The organism is Micromonospora sp. NPDC048843 (assembly GCF_040649965.1).
Lineage (GTDB): Bacteria > Actinomycetota > Actinomycetes > Mycobacteriales > Micromonosporaceae > Micromonospora > Micromonospora hortensis.
Genome location: NZ_JBEZGJ010000010.1, coordinates 1 through 24,366 on the forward strand (window position 1 = coordinate 1; position 24,366 = coordinate 24,366).

The following is a 24,366-nucleotide window of genomic DNA, read 5'->3' on the forward strand; positions in this document are numbered from 1 at the left end:
GCCGGTATTTCCGCCGGCACGCTTCCACTCGTGGGCGAAGTTGTGCCGCCAGCGGTGGGCGTGCACATTCGCCACACCAGCGGCGAGACCCAACCGCTTCAGGCGAATCTTGATGCCGTTGGCCGCCAACCTCCGGCCGCCGCGGTCGGCGAGCCACAGATCCGGCAGCTCCGAACCCTTGTGTTTGCCGCGCGCCCGGAGGTACCGGCTGATGGCCCGGGCCGTCTTCGGCCCGAACCGCACCCGGCGGTCCTTGGCACCCTTGCCGTGGTAATGCACCGACTCCGTATTCAGGTCGACGTCGTCGAGCAGGAGATTGCCGACCTCCGACAGACGCGCTCCGGTGTTGTAGTACAGGCGGATGATCGCCTCGTCACGCAGGTGCGGGAAGGTCTTGCCCTTGCAGGCGTCGAGGAGCTTCTTCGTGTCCTCGTCCCGGATGATCGGGATCAGCTTCTGTGGTGTCTTGGGCTGTCGGACCCGGTCCATTGGAGCGCGGTCGATGTCCTCCTCAGCCAGCAACCACTTGAAGAATTGCTGTAGACCTTTGTGCTTGTTCAGCGCGGTCGACGCGGACCGGGTCTCGATCATCCACGCCTGGAACGCCTCCGCATGCCCCCGGGTCACCTCGGTGGGGTCCTCCGCGGCGTCGGCGGCATCAGGGTCGGGCGAATGCTCGGCCAGGTAGCGGGCCAACTGCGCGGCGGCGAGGAGGTAGTTGTACCGCGTCGTCTCCGGGTAGTTGCCCGCCCGCAGCGTCCGGTCCCAGTCGCGCAGGTATCCCGCCCAGGTCGAGGACAGGTCGGTCGTGAGCTTGGTGAGGTCCAGTAGAGCCATGTCGGTCACCCGTCGAGTCAAGGGGTCGATAAGCGGCGTGCTCGACCTCGACGAACCACCATGAACACGAAAAAGAGGGTTCCCACAGGCTCTGACCTGTGGAAACCCTCTCGCTGTCGGGACGGCCGGATTCGAACCGACGACCCCTTGTTACCAACAGTAACCGAACCAAGCTTGTCATTGCTTGCCGAAAGTGGTCACTGAGCTGGAGAGACACCGCCAGGGGCTTATCGCCCCTTGTCACCCTTCGTCAACGATTAGGCGGGGTTTTCGGGGAGTAAACGGGGGCCCCACACAGAACCCCGCCTGGTCTGATCGCCCCCCCGATGGCCCCTGCCACCGTGCCGCGCCCGCCTCACAGCATGCGTACTGACTGACCCTGTGCCAGCCCCTCCTCGGCCAGTACAACCGTCACCGGAACCCTCGGGCAGCCGGGCCGCACGCAATGCACCGGCGGCAGGTTGCCACGATCGACGAATGCCAACGCTGCGGAACCGCCGGCTCGAACAGCCTCGGTGGGGCCGATCGACGAAACGCTGACCTATGCGCGCAGGTCAAAGGGCCAGCCCGGCCACCAGGGAAACCCGGACCAGGATTTCAAGCGCGACACATACACGGGCGGGCGACCGGGACCGGAGGGCCCTCTGAGGCGACGCGGTGCTCTGGCCAACGCCAACGAGGGAATCCCGATCCCCGGCATGGATGTGGACGGCAAGGGCCGCGCCACCGACAGCCTGGTCGATTGCTCGGGCGACCACAGATGACAGCGGGGCCAGTGCGACCTTGCCGCTCACACGGGTCAAAGCCTCGCCGACGTCAGTGCGGAGGTCCGACGGAAGAGTCAGGGTGATGCGGTCGACTGACTCGCCGACGCCCCACATCAATGCCGACAGGCCGGACGTGCAGTCGTCAGCGCGCCATTCTGTGGTCGAGGTTGACGAGGACGGCTTCAACCTCGCCGCGGAGCCCGACTTCGCCAAGCTCTTTCCGCTGTACACCTGCAGTGGCGATGACTGTGATGCCTGCGCAGGATTCCAGCCCACACTGCGGACCGCGGCGGCGCTCCGGACGATCGCGCCGGTTCTCGCCGACCAAGCCTTCGACGACATTCGACTGCGGGAACTCAGCCGGTGATTTCCCGTGGGTCGCGTTCGGCCACCACGTTCGGCAGTGTCACCAGAACCGGTGGATCCGCGATCGTCGGGAACCGCCTTTGCGTCATCTCCGGCCGGCCCGCCGGCAGCACCGGCGCGAGGAGCTCGAAGAGGCGGTTCGCCTGCTCCGGGCCGTACTCGTCCCAGGTTTCCGTCGCCTGGAGCCACCAGCCACCCGCAGCGAGCGGCTCCACCTCGACGAACGCGCCCGACGCGCTTAGGCGATCCGCACCGCCGACCCGCTCGGCCATCTCGTCGCTGAGCACGGTCAGCCACCCATAGTTGCGCAGCACCTCAGCGGGACGCTTACGATAGTCAGTCGGGGATCGGCTGAGCGCCACCTCCAGCGGCGTATCCGTCAGCGAACCCCGCACCGCGACGGCAACCGCCAGCGGAGCGGCCAACTCCGCCACCTCGCGGACAGTCGCCAGAAGCGCCCGCTCCCCGCCAGGATCACCGGCCACCGCGTCGTCGATGGTGCTGACGAGATCAACGTAGCCCCCGCCGCTGACCGAACTCACGAGAAAACTCGGCCGGTTCAACCGTCCCTGCTCATCCCAAGTCTTCGCCTCGAACGAGGCCACGTCCGGAAGATCGCCGAGGCGACGCAGCAGTTCGTCCCACGACCCCGGCGAGTAGACCTGGGTCCACTCGCGGGGCTCCCGGTGAAGATCATCGAACACGGCGGTACCCACCGAGGCGTACACCGTACCGGGTGGCGACTCGGGCGAATCAAGGTCACCCGGCGGCATCGCCCGCACGGCGGCGCCGAACGCGCCGTGCAGTCGGTGCGGGCACAGCTCGAACCAGCGCCGGGCCGCCCGGACCACACGCTCGCGCTCCGGGCCCACCGGCACGGTCAACATCACCGTGCAACGCTCCCGTCGTCCACCGGCCATGCTCACTTCCGTTCTCCCGTCTCCTGTTACTCCGCCGCCGCCCGTCAGCGGGCGAGTGCGAAGTCCGCCTGGGTCAGAACCACCGCGGCTGCCCCACCGCTGACGACTGCCCAGCCGCCGAAGGCCACGACAAGACCAATACCACCGGCGATGGCCCATCCCGAGACCGGGTCATCCTTGACGCCGGTGTCCTGTGCCTTCGTGATGTGGCGCTCGGTGTCCCGATCCGAGTCGTCAGTCGCGTCGAAGGCGTCCTCGGTGTTCTTCCGTAGCTGGTGACCTCGCGGAACCTTCTCCTTGAAGTCGTTGGTGCGGTAGTACTCGATGCCGGTCGGGTCTTCTTCGGTCGATCCCGGATCGGAGTAGACGGTCACCACCTGGCTCACCTTCTGGTTGTTGACACCGGAGCTCGGCGTGGGGAACGGTGGGCCCTGGGCGACTCTTTTCGGACCACTGGCGGTCCAGCCCCGAAGAATATGGTTTCGAGCCCATTTCATGCCGTGTTCCATGCTCTTGTTGGCCGTGCTCAAACTCTGTCTCTGCGCCTTGATCTCCCAGACCCAGACCTCTTGTTCGGCACCTTCGCTCTTGATCGCGGCACAGTTCCAGCAGACCAGGTCCGCTCCGGCGGAATTACCGAGATTTGTGGTGATCCAGGCCTTGCCTTCGAACTGCCGTTGCAGGTCGAGGACCCGCAGCGCAATTGCCGTGTCATGTGCCGAGGTGCGGCCCTTACCCACCGTGCTCTCCCCGATTTCTTCCGCCAGACGTGCCGCAGCTTCGGGGTCGCCGCCAACCGGCGGGCCCGGGTTCGACGGAGTCGGTGCGGCGGGGACGCTGCAGTCACGGTTCGGGCAGTCCTCCGGGGGAATCCGGGTGCCGGAGGGGTCGGAGAACGTCACCGGGCTGCTGTTTGCGTAGCTGTATCCGTTCCACTGCTGCGGATCTTTCATATCCTGGATCGGGTCGACCGAGATGAATCGGCCCAGGGTGGGATCGTACTCACGCGAGCCGAGGTGGGTCAGTCCGGTGGCGTCGGCGTCGCCACCGATGAATCCCTTGCCGTTCGGCCAGGTGATGGCGGCTCCTCGCGAACTGCCGAACGGGGTCTGCCGACGCACCTGGGTAGCCTGGGTTACCGGGTTGATCGCCACCTGGCTCGTGCCCTTCGCGTCGGCCGTCAGCCAGGTGAAGCCGGCCGTCACGCGCGAGGCGATTACGTTGCCGGCGAACGAGTAGTAGCGGGTGGCCGTACGGGCGGAGGTGGCCGCCGTGAAGCGGATCTCCATGTTCGGCAGGTAGAGCGTCCTGCCCTTCGCATCCCGGCTAATTAAGCGGTTCCCCTGAGCGTCGTACAGGTATGTGGTGGTGCCCGCGGTGTCGGTGCTGCTGGTCAGCCGTCCCTCGCTGTCCCAGTCCATCGTCTGCGCGCCACCGGCTCCCGGCCGGGTGGTCATCTCACCGGTCTGGTTATAGAAGTAGGCAGCCGTCGTAGCGGCCCCAGCACCGACCGTCGTGGTCGTGGACTGAAGGGCGTGCGGCTGCTTCGCCTTGGCAGCCGGGTACTTGTAATCGGTCGTCCGGGTGGCTCCGGCGGTGCTCTGGTCCATCTCCTTGGTCCGGTTGCCGACCGTGTCGTACTGCCAGGACAGCCAGTACTTCGCGGGACCGCCGAGCGTGCTGACACTCGGCGTGGCCTGGCATTCGTTGCTCGCCGGCGTCCAGGCCTGGCTCATGCGGCGCAGGTAGTCGTACGTGAAGCATTGGGTGTCGGTGCTGCCTGCCGCCGCCACGTCCTTGACCTGCGTGACGTCACCCGCCGCGTTATAGGAGTACTGCACGTCGGAGACGGTGTACGGCGACACGAGCTCTCGGTCGGTGCGGATCCCCGTCAGCCGGCCCGTCTCCAGCTCCCGGCTGAACGTCTGTTTAACGTGGCTGCCGGTTTTCGAGTAGAGGCCGGTGTAGAAGTCGTACTTATCCACCTGCCCGAGTGCGTTGTAGTCGGTGTCCGCCACGTAACTGAATTCGCTTGTGCCGTAGACGGTCGTCATGCGGTTGCCCAGGCCGAGCGTCTCGTCGTACTTGAAGCTGACCGTCTCGGCGGACAGGCCGCCCTTTGCCGGGTAGCTGGAGGCGAGTACCGTGCCGTCGATGCCGTATGTCGTGTCGAAGTGGTAGGTGTCGTTGAGCCCGGTTTCGGTGCTCGGGATGGTGATGTCCTGCCCGGTCGGCTGGTATCGGTCGCTGTAGCCGGTGATCTTGATGGTGTACGCGGCTGTTCCGGAGTAGCGGACACTCTGGGTTAGTTGCCCCTTGGCCACCGTGTCGTACGTCCACCGGGCCCGGGCCTGGGCCTGAATCTTGTCGTCGTACAGCCCGATCTTCCGGCCGAGGACGTCGTACTGGTACGCGAGTACCTTGCCGCGCTGGTCGGTCGTCGTCAGCAGACGATCGGCGTTGTCGTAGGTCGACTTGGTCTCGCCCCGGTCGGGGTCGACGCTGGAGATCTTGCGGCCAAGTAGATCGTAGGTGTACTTCCACTCGTTGCCCAGGTTGTCGGTGATCAGGTCCTGCTGACCCTTGCTGTCGTAGTGGAACGTCGTTTGCTCGTACGCGCCGGTGGGCGTGCCACCCTTGTACTGCCGGACGCTGCGGTCACGCCCCTGCGCGTCGGTGTAGGTCGAGTTGGCGGTACCGCCGAGGGGCGGTGTGACGTCGGTGTGGTCGCCGCCGTACGCGACGGTCGTGCGCCACTTCTCCTTGTTGTAGGGCTGGAAGATGGTGGCGACACCACGGCCGGCCCCGTCATAGACCACCCGGGTCTGGTTGGGTGGATAGGTCCGGTCCGTGGCGGTGACCAGCGTCGTCCCCGGCTCGCCGCTGTTGTAGTAGCGGTCGTAGTCCTTGACCTTTCGGCCTGCGGTGTCGTAGAACGTGTCGGTCAGCAGCCGGCCGCCCGACGGTGACGGCGCCTGCGTCTGCCGGGCACGCAGTAGGCCGTCGTACATCGCGTAGGTGGTGACGTAGTCGCCGTTGACGTTCAGCGACGCGGTCGACACGACGTTCACCGCGTTCGTGCGCATCTGGTACGAGTAGATGATCGACGCGGTCTGCGTGTCCTTGTCCCGGCCGGGCTGCCAGACTTTGACGGTACGGCCGAGACCGTCGTACTCGAAGTCGGTGCGCTTGAGGTTCGGGTCGAGCTGACTGAGCGGCTGGCCCCAGGCCGGATCGACGGTCGCCACGGCGACGTGGTCGAGGGTGTTTGTCACGGTCGTCTGCGTGACCGGACCGTCGGTGACCGGCTGGTAGTCCGTGGTGGTCACCTTGTCGTACGGGTCGTACTGATGCCGGACCCTGCCGTGCTCGTCGTAGTCGGCGCGCGACATCTGTAGATAGCTGGGTGATCCGTTGTTCCAGGCGGACATCCGTTCCGTCTTGGTGATCGCGCCGACGGTCGGCGTGGCACCGAAGACGTGCCCGTCGAAGCTGACCCGCTCGTCGGTGATTACCTGGCTCTCGGACAGCGACGACGGGTTGGCCGCTTGAGCGCAGGTGACCGCGAAGGTCTGCTTCCGGTTGTAGGCGTTCAGCAGCCAGCCATCGGTGTTGCGCGGTTCGAAACTGGTTTTCGTGCACGACTCGTCACCGGTCACTCCTAGATCGCCGGCGTCGTCCACGGCCACGACCATGCCACGGTTGTCGAAGACGTTGCGGGAGCCGCTGACCCGCGTCCCCCGACCGCCGTCGAGCGCGACCCGGTTATACGTGGCCAAAATACTGACGAAACGGGCCTCGACAGTGTCGTTGTTGATGGTTCGGGCGGCGGTCACCGCCGACTGCCACGGCTCGACCACCGTGCGGGAGACCTCGGCCCCGCCCGGCCCGTTATTGACGATGGTCTCCCGGACGGTGCCCGAGAACGCGTCCTCGTCGTTGACCGTCGGCACTCCGGCCCCGGTGATGGTGACGGTCCGTTTGCCGGAGGGCAGCTTGTCGCCGTGCATGCCTTGGAAGTACCGGGTCGTGGTCGAGCTCTGCTCGCCCGGGTCACCGTCGACTACGGTGACGGCACGGTAGCCACGCCAGTCGGACCAGGTTTTGTCCTTCGGGTCAATCAGTCCGTCGTCGTCGTCGTAGTGCCAGGCGGGGTCCTCGTAGGTGTAGTTGTGCACGACGCGGGGGCTGCCATTGGGCGGAACTCCGCCGGTCTGGTCAATTTCGTAGACGGTCTTCACGACGTACTTGTGGAAGTAGTCGATGATCGGGTCCTTGAGCCCTTCCGGAGTCCAACGCACCGGGTAGCACCGAAGCGTGTTCGCCGACGGCTCGGTCGGAACCTTGGTGCCGGCGACGCACTCAGGGTCGGAGTAGTCGACGTTTATCGTGCCACCGGCCTCTGTGCGGATCTTGGTTAGACGCATCCAGTTCATCGCCGGTGAGTCGTCGATGGTGTCGACCCGGTTGCTCAGCTGGACCCAGCTGAGCTCGACGTCCGGCATGGGCTCGAGGTCCGGCTTGGTGGGGGTGCCCTTGGCCAGGCCGACGTGCGAGATCCGTTCGAGCCACATGCCGGCCCGCGTCGTGTCCCCCGGGTCGGGGAAGGAGTGGCTAAGCGTCCAGCGCTCCACATCGCGGTATCCGCTTCCGTTGCGGACCTGGGTGGTCACCGTGGAGAGCCGCTTTTCTGACCAGAACGTCGGCTGGTAGTGCGTACAGGGTGACTTGGTGCACTCCTGGTCCCATGGGGTGTCCGGCCAATGCGCGGCGTCGTGCGTAGAACAAGAGGACAGGCACCGGTTGTCGACGCCGATCGTGATCTGCTGAGGGGAGTTGGCGGTGAAGATGTTGTCCTTACCGCTGATCTGCCGGGTGCCGTAGTTGATGCGCGTCAGGTGACCACCGCGGATGTAGTCAGTGGCGTCCGCGTCGGTGAAGTTGCGGGCGTACTTATTAGTCTCCGTGGCATACCAGTAGGAACCAGTGTTACCCCGCAGGTCAACAATGTAGTCGAGGTTCCACCTCCAGCCTTGCTGGCACCACGAGTCCTTGAATTCGGCGGCGTGGCACTCGTCGTTCGCGTGGTTACCGAAGACCGGAACCGTCCAGGTGGACTGGGTGCGCTGCGATCCGGCCCCGGGCAGCTTGTTCAGGCCGAACCACCACTGGAGGCCCTCCGGAGTGGTGACCAGCCAGTGCTCGCCATCGTTGTCACCGTTGTCCGCGCCGACACGCCGCTCAACCTTGGTGCCATCGTCGTTACGTAGGTGCCAGTACTTGTCGGTGGCGTTGTAGATCAGCTCACCGGAATGACCAGCCAGCGACAGCGTCGCGTTGTCGGTGGCCCAGCAGAGGTCGCTAGTCTCTTTGCTGTTGTTGTGATCACCGTCCATGTCGTCGGCACAGCTGCGGTAACGGCGCTCGATGAAGCCGGGCCACGCCTCGAAGCCTTCGCCGACCCAGGATGGCTGGTTGTTGCTGGCCGCGTGCCGGCCGTCCACCGACTGGGATGAGTAGGAGAGCCCGATCGACGGTGCCGGGCCGCCGAGCGAGGGCGGCGCGTGCATCGGGTAGTCCCACGAGAAGTTGCCCGAGTTGCCACCAGCCGACCAGGTTGAGGCGGCCGACAGCGAGGTAGCCGCGAAACTACCCGCCTTGCCGGACGCGCCTGCCTCCAGGGCGATTAACGTGGTGGCGACGCTCGACGTGACGGTGGCGCTGACCGTTCCCGCCCGCGAATCGTTCTTGCTTGGCAGCGGCGTACCGGTGCATCCGGCCCTGCCGGGGGTGGTCAATGCGCAGGCCGGGAGGCTCACCAGGCGCAGCCGGTTGGCCCAGTCGCCGCCGTAGGCCGCGCGGAAGGCCTGGTAACCGACGCTCACGTCGACCCTGCCCGCGGTGGTCGTGCCGTCGGCGCGGCGTATATCGAGCAGAACGCCGCGCACGCCGGCCTTGTCGGTTGCGGCCCGGTCGTAGACGGACACCCTGACCTTGTTCGGCCCGGCGGCCAGCTTCGCACCCGCAACCGGACGGACGGTCACCGGAAGGGTGCCCGCTTTGGCGGTGAGCAGGGCGGTGCTGGTCAGATCAAATTCCGCGGCACCGGCCGCCGGCCAGTTTGGCGCCGGCTGGGCAGAGGCTGGCTTGCCACCCTGTGGAGCAGCGGCCGGAGTGGACTTCACCTCCTCGACCGGCACGCTGGCGACCGGCTTCACTGGCGGCTTCGGCGCTGCCGTAGAGGTGGCCGGTGGCCTCGGCGTGGCCGCCAGGACCGGCTGGGACATCGACAGCAGGAGCGCCGTGGCGAGTACCGCCGCGACCACCGCCCGCAAACGGCCGAACGGCCGATCACGGCACAGGTATTCGAGGATCTCGTGGTCGTTCACCGGGATCAGCCTCAGTTTCCGGATCAGGCGGTCGGGGCGGTGAGGCGCAGGCCGAGGCCAGGTCGCAGGACGGGAGCTCGGTACGCGTACTGAAGGGCGGCGGTACCGTCCTCGTTCTCGATGCCGATGGTGGCGCCACCACCCAGTTCGAGGAACGTGCCATCGATGTCGTCGTAGGCGAACCGGTAGCCGCTCGCCTCGTCGATGATCAGCTGGAAGGAAACCCGGGTGTTCGGGTCCTCGTAGGACGCCACATTGCGCCATTCGGTGACGAACTGCCGGTTCGGGGCGGTGCCGCGGGTCGCGGTGCGGACGCTGGCCGAGGCGTCGACCACCCAGTCGTGCCAGAAGGGGTAGACCGCGTTGTTCGGCTCTGCCGGGTTGCGGGGTGACGGGATTGGCCAGGCGTCGGACGACGACGTCTCCGGATCCGTGTAGGCAACTAAGCCGTTGGTGTCCACCCACATCGACGTGTACGTCTTGCCATAGTGGGTGACCGGGAAGGGCAGGGTGACCTTGGTGATCGCTTCGTCGCCAGTCAGCGGCAGGACCGCCGTATCGGCGGGTGTCCACCCGACGGGTTCCTCGGTGACGGTGTAGCCGCTGAAGGCAGACGTGGCCGCGAGCCCGAAGTCGGTCACTTGCTCGCTGTTGGTGCCGACGGTGGCCCGGCCGACCGAGGAGCCGCCGCAGGTCCCGGTCTGCGTCGCGATGACCGCGTAGTCCCCGGCCGGCACGTTGTTCAGGCGGTACGTGCCGTCGGCCGGGGTGGTACCGGTGATGCCGCCCGCGCTTACCGTGGCCCCGCTCACCGGGCTGCCCTGGCATGTCACTGTGCCCTTGATCGCGCCGACGCCGGGCTGGCTGGGCACGAACGTCACGCCCTGTCCGCCGCCGAGCAGCGCCTCCTTGAACAGGTACTGAAAGCCGAGCGTGCCGCTCCCGTTCTCGATGCCGACCGTGGCGCTGTTGCCTCGCGCGATCGCGTTCGTCGATGGAATCGACCCGTACGCAAAGGAGATCGTCCCGTCCTCCGAGAAGATCGCCTCGAAGGTGAGACGGACATTCTTGTCGGCGTACAGGTAGACGTTACGGAACTCCACCACCCACTTGCGGTTGGGCGCGGTGCCTGTCGTCGCCGTGGCGATGCTCGCGGCGGCATCCACGCCCAGGTCATCCCAGAACGGGTAGACCGCGGCGTCCGGCAATCCCTCGGCACCGGGCGTGGGCAACTCGTTGTTCGCCGGGCCGATCCAGCCGAAATACAGCGGGTCCTTGAACGCAATAACACCGTTGGAGTTGATCCAGGCCGAGGTGTAGGCCGCGCCGTACAACTTGATCGGGAACGGCGGGTTCTTCTGCCAGGTGGTTTCGTCGCCGGTCCAGTCCTCGGTGACAGTGCCGGGGATGAACGTGGTCGCACCGGAGGTGCACTTGTAACCGAACTCGTCTCCGTCGGTCATCACCGACAGGTCCACGTCCGTGAGGCCGCCGGGGGTATCGACGACGCTTCTGGCGTACCGTCCGGCGCACTGGCTGGTGCCGGTTGCCACCTGCACGGTGTATTCGCCGACTGGGACGTCGCCGAAGGAGTAGTTGCCGCTCGCGTCGGTGACCGTCGTCCGGCCACTCGGGATGAGACTGACCGTTAGGCCCGCGGCGGGTCCCCCGGTCACCGCCACGGTGGCAGTGCCGCTGATGGTGCCCGGAGTGTTCGGGGTGAAGGTGATCGTGCTGGCGGAATCGAGTGCGGCCTCCTGGAACGAGAACAGGCTAGCCACGGTGCCGGACAGGTTTTCGATACCGATGGTCGCAGCGGCGCCCTGCTGAAGCGCGCTACTCAGCGTGCCGTAGTTGAAGGCGATCAACCCGGTGGTCTCGCTGAACACCGCCTCGAACGTGATCCGGTCGGGGCCGCTCGGGCGGAACTTGGCGTTTCGCCACTCGACAACGAACTTGCGGTTGGGCGCGGTACCGATCGTGTCGGTGCGCACACTCGCCGAGGAGTCGATCTCCAGGTCGTCCCAGAATGGGGCGACCACGGCGTTCGGCGCGGCCAGCGTGGGCATCGTCGGGTTCGCCCAGGTGTCGGTGCCGAGCGCGCTACCGAAGGTGAGGAATCCGTTGGTGCTGACGGTGGCCGAGGTGTAGGTCTGGCCGTGGAAAGGGAAGCTGAACGGGAAGGCGACACTGGTCGTAGCGTCGTCTCCAGTCAGAGCCGCCACCACATTGTTCGCCGCGGTAAAGGTGCCGGTCACCTGGGCGCAGGCATACCCCATGCCGCCGTAGTCGAGCGCCCGCTGCAGGTCCCTGACAGTGTTCGCGGTCAGGGCGACGATCGCTTGGGCGACCTGCGGGCAATTCTGGTTCTGGGCCGAGTAGACCGTGTACGTGTCCGCGGTCAACCCGTCGAACCGGTAGGTGCCGTCGGTCGCACTGGTAGCCGTCAAACCAAGCGGGTCGAGCGTCACCTTCGCACCGGAGACCGCGGCACCGGTCATGCTCAGGACCTTGCCGGACAGCGAGAAGGTGGATGGGATGTCCATCTCGGCCGGCGTCACGAACGTCACCGTCCTACCGGGGACCAGCACCGCCTCGCTCGCCGCATAGGTCAGGCCGTCCGCGCCGTTTGGCGCCTCGATCCCGACCACAGCCTTGGCGCCGCGTTCGTTGTCGTTGTCCAGCCCGCTGTAGTTGAACGTCACCTTGCCGTCAGGGGTGAGTACAGCCTCGAAAGACAGCCGTTCACTCGTGGTGCCCTTACGCAGCACGTTGCGCCATTCGATGACGAATGAGGACGTCGTACTGGTGGAATTAACGCTCGACGCGGAATCGACCAACAGGTCGTCCCAGAACGGCGCGACCAGGCCGTCCGGCATCGCGGTCCCAGGCAGCGACTTGCCGTCGCCGGGTCGTGATCCGCCCGGGTCAGTAAACGAGATCACGCCGTTGGTGTCCACCCACGCCGAGCGGTAGGTGTGGCCGTAGAAGGGGAAGGTAAACGGCAGATTCACCGAGGTGATGGCGTCGTCGCCGGTGAGCGCGACGGCGTTGGTGGCCGAGACGAACGTCGCGGTGGCCTCGTCGCAGGTGTAGCCAAGGTCGTCGGTCGGGTCGGTGACGACCAGGTCCTGCCACGTGTCGCCGTTGAGGGTAAACGTGATGGTGAAACGCTTGCCGCACCGGCCACCGACCGTCGCCGTGACGGTCACCTGTCCGTTGGGCACGTTGGTGAACGTGTAGCTGCCGTCGGCGGCGGTTGTGGTGGTGCGTCCGCCCGGTGTGAGCGTGACGGTGGCGCCCGCCATCGGCAGGAAGTCGACGTCATCGAGCACGATGCCGCTGAGCATGCCGCCGCCGGTCACCTGGATCTCGGCGGTACCGATCTGGCTGAGCGCGCCGTTGGCGCCGACCGACCGGGCGTACACCGTGGTGGTGCCGGCCGCAGTCGGGGTTATCGAGCCGTCGGCGGTCGCGCCAGCAGTGGCTGGTGTGGCCGTCTTATCGAGGATCGCCGAGGGGGAGCTGTACTTGTACGAGGTGACGTTGGTATCGCCGCCGGCACTCATCCGCACCGTCGACGCAGTGCCGATCGCCGGTGCGGTCGAGCCCGGGAGCGTCACCGTCGGTGGCAGGGGCGCCGTGAGCAGCGCGAGGTCGGCCGTCGGCACCGCGAACGGGTAGACGGCGACGTCGTCAAGCTGCCCTGTGAAGTAGCCGTCGGCGGCACCGTTGAGCTTGCGCCGGCCAATCGTCACGTCGGTGGTGGCGTTGAACCCACCGGTCAGCGTGGCGGTGGTGGTCTGCGCGACGCCGTTGACGAACAGGGTCAACTTCTTCGTGGACACGTCGAACGTGCCAGCGATGTGAGTCCATTTGCCGGCCGTCGGCGCCGCATTGGACAGGGCTTGGAACTGCGTCGCGTTGGCGACATCCGAGCCGGCCATCGCGAAGCGCCACTTGTTGTCCGTCGGCGAGTAGCCGAGCGTGTACGCCGAGGCCTGCGCTCCGTTCGCCGAGATCACCGAGCGCTGCACGGTGCCGCCGGTGGCGGCGAGCTTGACCCAGGCCGCGACGGTGAAGGTGGAATTGGTGGCCACGTTGGTGGTCGCCTCGGTGTCCGGGTGTGGGAAGTGCACAGCACCGGTCTGGGACGCGTACGCCGTGGTGCCGTTGAGTGACAGCGCCTGACCAACGCCGGAGCGACCCGCAACCCGGGTCGCGCTCCCGGCAAGGGTCTGTGTGTTGCCGTGGTTCGTACCGTCCAGGGCATTACCGCTCGCCTCGTCGAAGTCCCACGACGCAGCGGGCCCCTTCCCACTCCTGACCTTGAACTTGTAGACGGTCGGGGTGGCCGAGAAGCGGCCGGACTTCTCCTTGCTCCATACCTGCAGCGTGTTGACGCCGTCCTTCTTCGGAATCAGGTTGGGGATCTCTCCAGAGAAGTCGGACTTCGCGGCCACCGTCGGGGCCGCGCTTGCCTGCACGCCCGAGTCGAGGGTGTAGGCGTACGCCACAATGTCGGACGGCCGGCTGGAGGGCGCACCGATGATGAATTTGCCGCCCAGGCCGACACCGCCGGCACCGGGCACCGTCGGCGCGTCGGCCGGGTAGCTGGTCGACGTGACCAAGGCCGGCGCAGCGGGCGGATTGAGGTCAGCGATGAACTCGCAGTTGCCGGACCAGTCGCTGTAGTCGGTGCCGTCGTAGGTGCGCGATTTCCAGTAGTAGACAGTGTTATCGGCGAGCTTGCCGGACGGGATCGGCCTGGAAACCGGGGACGGGTTACCGGACGCCTGCGAGACCTTGTTGGTCTCATTGGCGCTGCCACCTGCCGCCCACCAATAGAAGGAGGTGGTCAGGTTTTGCTGGCTGGTGTCCGGGTCGGTTTGCTTGGCGGCGAGGATCGGAGTGCTGGTAAGCACGTAGGGTCGGGACGCTCCGGTGGCGCAGGCCCTGCCGTCGGACATACGGTCCCCGGGGGTGCCGGGCTTGGTGTTGAACGTGATGGCCAGCTTCGGCGACGAGTGGTTGAACCGCTTCCACTGGTTCTTGGTGCCCTCGTCGATCGCCCTGAGGCCGACGGTCATCGTGGTCGACGCGTTCGAGTGCGCCACCATCGAGGTCACCGGGAACTCGACGCTACCCGGGCCCGAGCAGCCGTGCACGGCGCCGACCTTGCGGTTGGCCGCGGTGGTGGCGGTGTACGAGCTGTACCAGGTTGGTTGGTTGTTCCAGGTGGTCTTATCGCTGATCGCGCCGGTCAGCCACAGTTTCGCGTTCGACTTGGGGCTGCACGTCCAAGCTTGCCGCTGCTCGATGCGGAACTTCGCGTCGAGGATGTGCTTGCCCTTGACCTTTGAGATGTCCATCCGAAACAGCGAGCGGATGATGTGGTCGCTGCACCCGGAGCAGTCCTCGGTGCGACCCACTCCCGCGGAGCCGAAATTCTTGCCATCGGTCAGCGCGCTGGAGTTCTTCCAGAACGAGCTGGACTTGTACTTACTCCACACCGAGGTCCAGCTGCTGCCGGAGACACTGCCAGTCCAGGCCGGATCGATGTGGATCGGCAGCTTGGCGTCGGGGTCGGTGAGTAAGCCCTGGTCCGGCACGACGGTCAGGTCCGACTTGCCGAGCGACACCTTCATCGGAGCGCGCCGCGCGCGCTCCTTGACGGCCTTACGCTCGGGTGCGTCCTTCTTGCGCACGGCATCAGCGCCGACTTTGACCTGCGGTGCCTCAGGAGACGACTTGGCAGCTTCTCCGTCAATCGATGAGTCCCACATGAATGGCGCCGGCGAGGTGAAGACCGCCTTGCCCTTGCTGTCGCGGGCGCTGAGCGCGCCGGTCGCGTCGGCCTCGACCTCCACACCCTTGGTTGCAAGGCCAAACGTCAGCGAGGCGAGCTTCGGGTTCCGGGTGGCTTGCCGGGTACGGACAACAAGCTCCTCCGTAAAGCCGACGCTCTGTGCCACGACCTTCAGGTCAACGCCGGGGTATACGTCGCGGTAGGTCGCTGTGTCGCCGGCCAGCACCGGCTTGGGCAGCGTGCCCGGAAATGAGACGGCGAGTTCCTTGGCGCCGTCGCTCAAAGTGGCGAGCGGACCATTACCGCCGGCCGAGAAGGAGAGCGGCAGCGCCGAGGCGCGTGGCACGATGCCGTTGGCGGTGGCCTTGAGGCTGGTGTCGACCGGCACCCAGGTGCTGCCTTTGCGCACCCGCACTGGCTCGACGCCGATTTCGACAGTCTGCGAGCCGTCGGTGTTCGCCCAGGTCTGCGACACCTCGGTGCGATCGGCCAGAATCTCCACTGGTTTGCCGCAGGTCGCGGCTTCGCGCTGAGCAGCCGCTTCGTCGAAGACCTCGGTGCGACAAGCGGGCTTCGGGGCTACAGCAGCGACTCCCGGTGCTGGCACGAACGTCGCGCCGCTGGCTACCAGAACGCTGACCAGGACAAGCCTACTGCTGCTTCGCAGCCTGGAACCCGGACGTCGCCGCATGCTGTTTCCCCCCGAGACACGAAAGAACCTGAACGGATCTTAGGGACGGCTAAACCTTTGATCAACGAGTGTGAGTTAATCGATGATCTCTCGCTTCGCACGGTCCGATGTGGAACGTTCGGGGGTTCGATTGACGTAGCACCGACCTGCCTGCAAGCGGACCAGCCTTGCCCGACTGGCGCAGGGGGACGCGATCCTCGCTGTACCTCGACGCCACCGTCATCGGAACTAACGGGTGTCGGAGACCCGGAGCTGGCCGATGGCAGATCCAGGCGATGAGTGCGCGACCGCAGCATCGCCTTCCAGCCGCGGGCGGGCATCGTCGAGGGCGTCTTCACCGTTGAGCGCGACTGCCGGATTGTCAGCGAAGACCACAGCGCACACACGGTCGCGATGACCGCGTCGCACGCTGGCGTCGCCTTCTCAGGCGCTGCCACCCAACCAGCACCGCCCTGATGCAAGCCCGACCACGCCGGCTAACTTCGGGCGGTGCAACGGCACCTTGCCGCCCTCGTCGCGGGGCACGCAGTCCGCGACCGCGTCTTCGTCACAATGCTGCTGCCCGAGGCCGGCATGCTGCACCGCACGGGTCAGACGCGGCTGCGCGACTTCCGGGCCGTCATCCGTTACGCCTCGAACGCAACCACTGGCAGGTGGGAGATCGCCGACGTGGAGAGCGCCGGTCACAGCTGGGCTGCCGAGGTCGAGCTCCTATGCGCCCGGCCCGCAACCACCGCCATGCTCGACCTTGTTGAGGAGGCCATCCTCGTCGGGGACGACCTGTCCGCGCACCATCGCGACGCCTACGTGGCCCCGGGCGCAGCGTTCATGCGGTCTGCGCCGAGGCTGCGACGGCGTCCGCGGATCTCTTCGCCGAGGCCGCCGCAGTGGTCGCCTGGCTGGCGTGAGTCTCGGCTGCCTTCGCCAAGTTGGCGGCTATGGCTAGGACCGCGTGCCCGCTATGACCCGCTACGCCGTACTCCGATGCACGTTCACCATCGGCGGGTCCTCGCCGCGTTGAGTGGGAACCTCCTGTGGAGACACGGAGCCATTCTGCGCTTAGCTACGACCTCGTCGCGAGCGGGCTCGCTTGTAGTAACCTGCTCGACCGACGCGACCTCCGTCTCAGGGACCAGGTCCCCGTGGGGAACGAGGGAATTGAACCCACGAAGACCTCTTGTCGAGCCTCGTTCAGGACTTGTCATTGCTTGTCAAAAACCCTTGTTACCAACAGTAACCGAACCAAGCTTGTCATTGCTTGACGAAAGTGGTCGCTGAGCTGCGAAGACACCGCCAGGCGCTCATCACTCCTTGTCACCCTTCGTCAACGATTGGGCGGGGTTTTCGGGGGGTAAACGGGGGTGCCACACAGAATCCCGCCAGGTCTGATCGCCCCCGCTGGCCCTGTCACCGTGTGGCGCCTGCCTCACGGCATGGGTGCTGACCGAATCTGTGGCAGCCCTTCCTCGGTCAGCGCGACCGTCAGCGGAACCTCACGTGGCGGTGCGCTTTCGATGCTGTCCCGCAACGACCGGTGGACAGGGCACTCGCACGACGGATGCAGCGGATCTGGACATCGGGCAAGAGCAGCGTTCAGCTGTTGAACTCCGTCAACGGGGACCGGCCACGACCAGTTCATGTCCCATGGCTCCTCCCAGGGTTGGTGGAAGCAGTCATGATCGAAGTGCACGAGAAGCCCGGCCTCGCACAATGGACAGACGGACAGGCTGGTCCAGCGGTAGGTGACCTGGTGCCCGGGAGTACCGTGCGGCACGCCCCAACTGCCGATACGAACAACGGTGCGCTGGTCCACTCGGCAGGCGACGCAGATACGCATGGCTAACCCTCCTCCGCCATCTGGCGACATCCACCGCAGAGATCGACGCAATCACGGACCCCCGGTTGCAGCAGGGCGATGGCTAGGGATCAACGCAGTACTCCGCGGCCGGGGGCGTCCGACGGTTCGCCGAGACCACCCTGCCGATCCACTGGAAAGGACTGAGTTGCATTCCCCGGGGCCTGAGCTGGCAGATCCGGCCGCCTGCCAGCTCGCTCGGGGCCATGCTCTCGATCCTGGGTGGATAGCCGGTCGAGGCGACGATCGCGTAGCCGTCGTTGACGCTCACCACGAGCACGGAGCGTTCCGTCTTCGTGCCGGCATCTTCGAGGTTCATCCGCGTCAGACCGTCCACCACACGTCCGACGGCGACCCGGGACAAGCTGTAGCGGGGCCATCCGGACTCGGCGAGCCCTTCCTCGACGACCAGAGCCGCGAGCACGATGATTGCGACGATCGCGATGCCCTGGCGATGCGGCGCCAGCCGGCGCCGGGCCCAGATCCACCCGAGACTCACCAGGAAGGCGATGAACTGCAACAGCAGGTAGTTCAACGGGACGAAGATCGCGAAGCCGGCGGCGAGGCCGGCCGCCGCCCAGTTGGTGGCACGGAGGGTCCAGCCCAGCCAGCCGCGTTGCCGGGCGAGGTAGACGAGCGACGCCGCGATAGTTGGCAGGAACAGCGGCAGCAGCAGCGCCGTCAGGCCGAGCGGCTTCCCCTCCTGCACGATCGAACGGAGGAGGACGTGCTGACCGGTCAACGACAGCAGGAGCAGCACCAGCAGCAGCGGGAGCGCCGTCAGCACGGCCGGCATCAGGTCGTCGGCCACGCTCGCCCGATCCGGGGCGTAGCTGACGGTACTGCTGCTGACACTGCTCCTGTTGCTGATGCTGCTATCGACGTACACGTCGCCGGTGGCGTGGACGTGCATCGTCCTGGGCGCGTCGCCGCCCGCCTGAGCCGTGGAGCCGGCTCGGCGTCGCCTGCGCCGTGGCCTGGGAGCTGGCATCACGCGAAGGTACCGAGCTTCGCCGGCAAAGTTCCTGTCTTTGTCGTCCTTATGATCCAGGCCGGCCGGAACCGCCAGTCGACCGAACCGGTGAATCGGCGAGGGATACCTCCTTGGTCATACCGATCACTGGGCCAGCCGTTCGACCTTAGGGTGCGAGGGCCGAGAGCCGGTCCCGCCGGGCGAGGAAAACCCGTGCCGAGGTACATGCAGATCAGGCAGCGCATGGGCGAGTCGAACGCGGCCCTGGAGGCGGGTCCTGCCCCCGTTCACGGAACTGCGGACCCACGTCTAGCGGGGCAGAGGTGGTGAAACGGACGTCGGAGGCTTGGCGGCGCGGTTCAAGGCTGGTCCTCGTACTCCACTGCCGGCTCCCCCTGTGGGAAAGGCTCTCGCGTTCGCACTGGATCGCCGTTGTCTGTCCGCTGCCATTCCCGGCCGTTGAAATCGAAAAAGCGCAACGTCAGGGAGATGTCCGACAGGAAGTTATCGATCCCCATACTGGTCAGCGGTGTCGGAGGAAGCAGCGCGCCGGGCAGTTCGAACATCCCTGACCCCCCGCAGCTATCGTGCGGTTCAAGGATCTCCGCCACGAAGATCACCCAGATGTGACGCGCGCGCGGGCACCGAGCCACCGCCACGACACGGCGCGCTGGCTCTGGACCGTAATTGGTCACCTGGAAGTCAATCGAGAGGCGCGCGCCTCCACTCGCACTGCGCCACATCGTCCCGAACAACGATTTGTATTGGACCGCGCGGGCTCCGACCTGCTCAGCCTCGACGCGAGCCTCCCTGCTTTGCTGCCGCTCGTGCACCAGCAACCAGCTCGCCGCCACCGCCGCCCCAGCGCCAGCGAGCACGCCGGCCAAGCTCCCCCACCCCTGCATCCAGTCGGTTATCTTCGGCGGCTCCGTACCGGGCGGTGGCTCGTACGTCACGGAAAGGCGAACGGCAATTACCGAAAGTACGGTGACCAGGCATGCAGCCAAGATGGTCAGCAGCCAGGGCACCCATGACTTACGTTTCGGCTCCACCGACAGCACACTACCGACCTTGATCAATGATCCGACCAGCATCGACGCAGCAGTGCCGGTGCACTCTGGGCTGCGGCGAGCGCCGAAAGTCCTGTATGGAGATCGGGCCTTCGGGCCTTCGGGCCTTCGGGCCTTCGGGCTGTCTCGTAACTAGTTGAAGGAGGTTGCCCTGCGCCGGGTTGGCGATCCCCAGGTCAGGGCGATGTTGCGCAGGTGCGCGATGGCGGAAGCGGTGTCGGTCAACGTGCGGGCGGCGCCCGCCTGGCCGGTGTCCTGGCGTGCAAGATGGTGGGCTCGCCGGCCGGTCCCGAGGCGGAGCCCTCAATGGCCACGTAGATCCCGGCTGGCGACCCGCCCCTCACCCTGCCGGCCTCCCGGGCCGGTAGTATTCCGGCACGTTGCGTGAACGGGCATCCAACTGCGTGCTACGGAGACGTCATTGATCGACGCGGACCTGGTGCTCATCCACGGTTTCTGGTCGTCGCCCGCCACCTGGGACCAGGTGGCCGAGCGGGTGCAGGCCGACCTGGATCTGCGGGGCCTGCGCGTCCACCGGTTCCGGTACGAGTCGCCGAAGCTGCCGATGCCGTTCGCTGCCACCCGGATTCCTGACTACAACGACGTGGCGCAGTCCTTACGGAGCTACCTCGCGGCGACGGTGTCCAGACGCGACACCGCGATCGTCACACACAGCCAGGGCGGCCTCATCCTGCAGCGGTTCCTCGCCTGGATGCTGAATGAGGGATATGGGCAGGAACTCGCGTCGGTCAAGCTGGTCCTGATGCTCGCCTGCCCCAACGAGGGCTCAGAGTTCAGCCGGTCCATTCGGAAGATGGCCGGCTTCGGCCGCCACGCACAGGCCCGCGACCTGCAGGTCCTCAGCTCGGACGTGACCGACGCGCGCCGCACGGTGCTGCGGCAGGTCGTCTACGCCGACACCGTGTCCGCTCGGGAGTGCCGGATTCCCTTCCGGGTCTACGCCGGGCGCAGCGACCGAATCGTCACCCGCGCCTCGGCGCAGAGCGTCTTCCCGGAGGCCGAAACCCTACCGGGAGACCATTCCTCCATCCTGCACGCAGCGCAGGCCGACAACCTGACGTTTCCCACCCTGAAACGGCACCTCGTCGAGACCTTCGGCCAACGTCCCGCCATCATCGTCGCCGGCAATGGCGCGGTAGCCCCGCCGTCCCCCGACTCCACCGAGCCAGTAAACGGGGAGAACGTGGTGGTGCGATGGAACCCCGACTCTCGTACGGTCGACTTCATCACCACACCGGACGTCGCGCTGTCATGGATCAGGGAACTGCGCGAGGAGCAGCCGGATGAGTAGCGAAGAAAACTACCAGCGGCGAGTGCCGTTCCGCGAGGCCCAGCAAGCGTGGGATGACTTCAGCCGTACAGGGCGCGGCGAGGACCTCGACAAGATCGTTACCATGCTCCGTAACACGTTGGTGCACCTACCACCCGGCACGCCGGAGTGGAACGCCGCCTTCACGAATCTGGGCGCCGCGCTGCTGCGTCGTTACGAGCTTGCCGGGCACGCCGATGACGTCGAGGAGGCGGCTCGGGCGTTGAGAGCCGCAGTCGACGGACTACCGGAGGGCGACCGGCGGCGGTTGCCAGCGTTGACAAATTTGGGTGCTGTCCACCTTCGCCGTTACGAGCTTGCTGGCCAAGCCCACGATCTAGAGCAGGCGATCCAGGTGCTCGGCGCCGCCGTCGAGCAGCTAACGGAGACCAACCATGACATCGCAGCATTGACGAACCTCGGCACCGCACTGCTGCTCCGCTTTAACCAGTCGGATCACGAAGAGGACGTCGATCGGGCAATGGCGGTGCTGCGGACCGCAGTGGGCCGTCTCCGACCCAATCAGCCGGAATATCTGACGGCCATGTCCAACCTCGGCGACGCACTACGGGCGAAGTACGAGCGAACGCCTCGACGGCTCATCGACGAGGACGACGGGCAGCTGCGCTCGCTGAACATGGAGGCGGTGCACATTTACCGCGAGGTGCTGAACCGACGTCGGCGGCTCCTCGGTGATGATCACAGACAGACTCTCGCCTCGATGAATAACCTCGCGGTCGTACTGCAGAACCAGGGCGATCTCGAGGCCGCCGAGCGCCTGCACCGGGAAACCTACGAACGTGCAGGCCGGGTGCTCGGCCCGGAACATCCCACGACGCTTTCTTCAATGAACAACCTCGCCGGCGTGCTGCAGGACCTCGGCAACCTCGACGGCGCACAGCGTCTTTACGAGCAGACGCTCGCGGTCCGCACCCGGCTATACGGGCCGGATCATCCAAACACGTTGGCGTCGATGCACAACCTCGCGGGTATCTTCCGGAGCACTGGCGACCTCACCGTGGCCCGGCGCATGTACGAACAGGTGGTGGCGGAGTCGCGGCGCCTTCTCGGGCGACAGCATCCGAGCACCCTGGTGTCAATGACCAACCTGGCCGGAGTGCGACGTGAGCTCGGCGATGTGGCTGGGGCGCGGGAGCTATACCAGCAGGCGCTGGAGGTCTCCGAGCTTGTCCTCGGCGCCGAGCATCCACGATGCCGGAGCATTCTCGCTGAGCTTGCTGCGTTGTGGCCACCGGGTGAGCCGGCCCAGTACGGCACTTCGCCCGTGGAGACGGAGGTAGCGCTGACGGTGCTTGGCGGCGATTCTGGCGAGGTTCGGTCACTTGCAAGCTGGATTGAGAAGGAGCCGGCGCTGCGTGGCACACTGCGCCTCACCGAGCCGGCACTCGACCCGGGCGCCATGGGCTCGCTCTCTGACACGATCGCGGTCGCGTTTGCTTCCGCGTCGGTTTCCCCGTTCGTCCGGGTGCTCGTGTCGTGGATCCGAGCCCGCCCACGCCGCGCGCGGGTGGTGATTACGGCGCCGGACGGCAAACGGATCGAACTCTCAACGAGCGCATTGAACAACATGACCCCGATCGCCGAACAGCATCTCGTCGAAAGCTTGACGACGACGCTACGCGGATCTTGAGGAAGCGCTCAGTAAGGTTTCCAGAAGTTGCCCAGGCGGTCTGCGTGGGAACGAGGAGACTTGAACCCAGAAGAACCTCTTGTCGAGCCTCGTTCAGGGCTTGTCATTGCTTGTCAAAACCCCTGCCTTCGGCAGGGTCCGGCGCCGGCTCCCGTTATCTGGACGGGGAGCCGGCGTCGACGGCGGCCCGTGCGGGCAGTTGGCCGACGAATGCACCCGCTTCTACCAGGAGATGGCGAGCACTGGCCGCTATCGTGAACCACCCTGCATCCAGGTCTCGGACGGAAGGACTCTCGATGGCAAAGGCGGCCCGGAAAAGCACCAAGGCCCGCGGGATCCGCGCCCTCACTCGTGAGCAGCGGACCGCTGTTCTCAAGCGGGCCGGCCGGGTCCTCGCCGAGTACAACGGTGGGAAGCCGCAGTGCATCGAGAGGGTGGCGGTGCTTGAGCGCGCAGCCGGCCTGCTTGGCATCAAGGCCGAGCCCGTACCGGTCGCGGTCGCGGTTCAGGGGCCGATTGGAGCCTGCATGCTGGGTGAGGCGGTGGAGGGTGTGATCCCGCTGCTGCCCGGCGGGGCGGTTCGGCGGGCGTCGAGCACCGAGCTATGGAACGGCGCCGGGCACCTCTTTCTCTTCGCGTCGCAGGAGGGAATCATGCTGGATCCCACGCTGGACCAGGTAGGCCCCGTCACCGGGTGTCCTCGGGGTTGCCTGATCATGCCGATCACCGCCGACCACCTCTACGCCGACGATGTGCCCTTCGAGATCGCTGGGGGCGTCCAGGTCCTGTATCGGGTCGTCCGAAGCGACTCAAGCTGGAGAACGGCGTACAACGCTATGTATGCAAACCTGGGGAAGGACGGACGGTTGCTCGCGCGACGGGCGCTCGAACTCGAAGGCTTCGACGAGGAACTTGTCTGAAGCCGAGCGGTTGGAGGGACTCGCCGCATTATGCCGGCAGCGGATGACCCGGGCCGAGGAGGAGCTGGCCCTGGCAATCGAACCCGTGGGCAGCGGCGAGCAGTCTGGGCGATGGCCGGGACCGGCCGGGCCGACGCGGAGTCGATGCGCCGGCTCGTCGACGAACTGCGCGCGGCACCGGTACAGTCGCGGGGCCGGTCAAGTCTCCTGAAACGCCGAGGCCGGAGCGGGAGCCGTTCCGGCCTCGGTAAGACGATCCGCGGCTCTACCAGTTGAGCACTACGCCCCCAGGCGTGGAGACGACGGGACTCGAACCCGCAACCGACCGGATTGATCAGGGGCACCCGAGGTGCCAAACCAACCATACCAGAACTCAATCAAATCGGTCAATCAAGACAGCGATAAGCGACCCCTGCCAGGCCGCTCTACACTTCCTGAGCCAACCGGGTTGGATCGTAGAAGGTGATCGCCTTCTCGCGCTCGGAGCAGCGGACGAATTCCTCGATCCAACCTTCGGCCCAGTCGTAGTCGTGCAGCGAAGCGCGATAGACGACCTGCACGGCTCCACGCTGGGCTGGGCTGCGGTTCGACGGATCAAACGAGTACGACGGCGTACCCGTCTTCCCCTGCCTGAGCGACCGGAGAGTCTCGGTAGGGCTTGCTTCATCTTGAGGCGCCCAACCTTGTCGCGGCAGTAGCGAAACGGCCTACCTCGATGTCCGCGTCCGCTGCAAGTGTGGATTCTGGTCAGCTCTAACCTCACCGCGAGCTGAACTGTCGTACCCCGC

At 66.2% G+C, this 24,366-nt stretch carries 12 protein-coding genes; 5 read left to right on the plus strand and 7 right to left on the minus strand.

Features of this window, described 5'->3' with window-relative positions:
• Nucleotides 1-837: tyrosine-type recombinase/integrase (locus AB0C20_RS04320; RefSeq protein ID WP_357567303.1), on the minus strand; the 837-nt coding region annotated here is incomplete at its 3' end.
• An 849-nt stretch (nucleotides 838-1,686) separates the two neighbouring features.
• On the opposite strand from AB0C20_RS04320, the gene AB0C20_RS04325 reads away from it, so the two are divergent.
• Nucleotides 1,687-1,971: a hypothetical protein gene (locus AB0C20_RS04325; protein WP_357567304.1), complete on the plus strand. Its 285-nt coding sequence runs from the start codon at nucleotides 1,687-1,689 to the stop codon at nucleotides 1,969-1,971.
• Here the strand turns inward: AB0C20_RS04325 and AB0C20_RS04330 are convergent.
• From AB0C20_RS04330 to AB0C20_RS04340, 3 genes are all read right to left on the minus strand, one after another.
• Nucleotides 1,961-2,860, minus strand: coding sequence for a hypothetical protein (locus AB0C20_RS04330; RefSeq protein WP_357567305.1), 900 nt, complete (start codon nucleotides 2,858-2,860; stop codon nucleotides 1,961-1,963). The genes AB0C20_RS04325 and AB0C20_RS04330 overlap by 11 nt on opposite strands.
• A 74-nt stretch (nucleotides 2,861-2,934) precedes the next feature.
• A complete protein-coding gene (locus tag AB0C20_RS04335; RefSeq protein ID WP_357567306.1) occupies nucleotides 2,935-9,279 on the minus strand; it encodes an RHS repeat-associated core domain-containing protein in 6,345 nt (2,114 codons plus the stop codon).
• 23 nt (nucleotides 9,280-9,302) lie between these two features.
• Nucleotides 9,303-15,590 (minus strand): carboxypeptidase regulatory-like domain-containing protein, encoded by a 6,288-nt coding sequence (locus AB0C20_RS04340; protein WP_357567307.1) that lies wholly within the window; start codon nucleotides 15,588-15,590, stop codon nucleotides 9,303-9,305.
• Between the two features lie 468 nt (nucleotides 15,591-16,058).
• Between AB0C20_RS04340 and AB0C20_RS04345 the strand changes: the two genes are divergently transcribed.
• Entirely contained in the window at nucleotides 16,059-16,235 is a 177-nt protein-coding gene (locus AB0C20_RS04345; protein WP_357567308.1) for a hypothetical protein, read from the plus strand.
• A gap of 1,463 nt (nucleotides 16,236-17,698) precedes the next feature.
• Here AB0C20_RS04345 and AB0C20_RS04350 read toward each other — a convergent pair.
• Both AB0C20_RS04350 and AB0C20_RS04355 read right to left on the minus strand, forming a co-directional pair.
• Nucleotides 17,699-18,625 carry a hypothetical protein gene (locus tag AB0C20_RS04350; RefSeq protein WP_357567309.1) on the minus strand — a complete coding sequence of 309 codons (927 nt, stop codon included), beginning with the start codon at nucleotides 18,623-18,625 and terminating at the stop codon, nucleotides 17,699-17,701.
• Between the two features lie 341 nt (nucleotides 18,626-18,966).
• A complete protein-coding gene (locus AB0C20_RS04355) occupies nucleotides 18,967-19,668 on the minus strand; it encodes a hypothetical protein (protein ID WP_357567310.1) in 702 nt (233 codons plus the stop codon).
• 430 nt (nucleotides 19,669-20,098) lie between these two features.
• Here AB0C20_RS04355 and AB0C20_RS04360 point away from each other — a divergent pair, with 430 nt between their 5' ends.
• The 3 genes from AB0C20_RS04360 to AB0C20_RS04370 all read left to right on the plus strand — a co-directional run bounded on the left by AB0C20_RS04360 (nucleotide 20,099) and on the right by AB0C20_RS04370 (nucleotide 23,578).
• Nucleotides 20,099-20,989: an alpha/beta hydrolase gene (locus AB0C20_RS04360; RefSeq protein WP_357567311.1), complete on the plus strand. Its 891-nt coding sequence runs from the start codon at nucleotides 20,099-20,101 to the stop codon at nucleotides 20,987-20,989.
• Nucleotides 20,982-22,658 (plus strand): tetratricopeptide repeat protein, encoded by a 1,677-nt coding sequence (locus AB0C20_RS04365; protein WP_357567312.1) that lies wholly within the window; start codon nucleotides 20,982-20,984, stop codon nucleotides 22,656-22,658. Before AB0C20_RS04360 ends, AB0C20_RS04365 begins: the two co-directional genes overlap by 8 nt.
• A 296-nt stretch (nucleotides 22,659-22,954) precedes the next feature.
• A complete protein-coding gene (locus AB0C20_RS04370; RefSeq protein ID WP_210819221.1) occupies nucleotides 22,955-23,578 on the plus strand; it encodes a hypothetical protein in 624 nt (207 codons plus the stop codon).
• A 425-nt stretch (nucleotides 23,579-24,003) separates the two neighbouring features.
• Here the strand turns inward: AB0C20_RS04370 and AB0C20_RS04375 are convergent, their stop codons facing one another.
• Complete coding sequence (locus AB0C20_RS04375; protein WP_357567313.1) at nucleotides 24,004-24,138, minus strand: hypothetical protein; 135 nt, start codon at nucleotides 24,136-24,138, stop codon at nucleotides 24,004-24,006.
• Nucleotides 24,139-24,366 lie beyond the last annotated feature (228 nt).

Coding starts and splice junctions, on each gene's coding strand:
- AB0C20_RS04325 (WP_357567304.1), top strand. CDS start 1,687: ATGCGGTCGACTGACTCGCCGACGCCCCACATCAATGCCGACAGGCCG.
- AB0C20_RS04350 (WP_357567309.1), bottom strand. CDS start 18,625: ATGCCAGCTCCCAGGCCACGGCGCAGGCGACGCCGAGCCGGCTCCACG.
- AB0C20_RS04365 (WP_357567312.1), top strand. CDS start 20,982: ATGAGTAGCGAAGAAAACTACCAGCGGCGAGTGCCGTTCCGCGAGGCC.
- AB0C20_RS04370 (WP_210819221.1), top strand. CDS start 22,955: ATGGCAAAGGCGGCCCGGAAAAGCACCAAGGCCCGCGGGATCCGCGCC.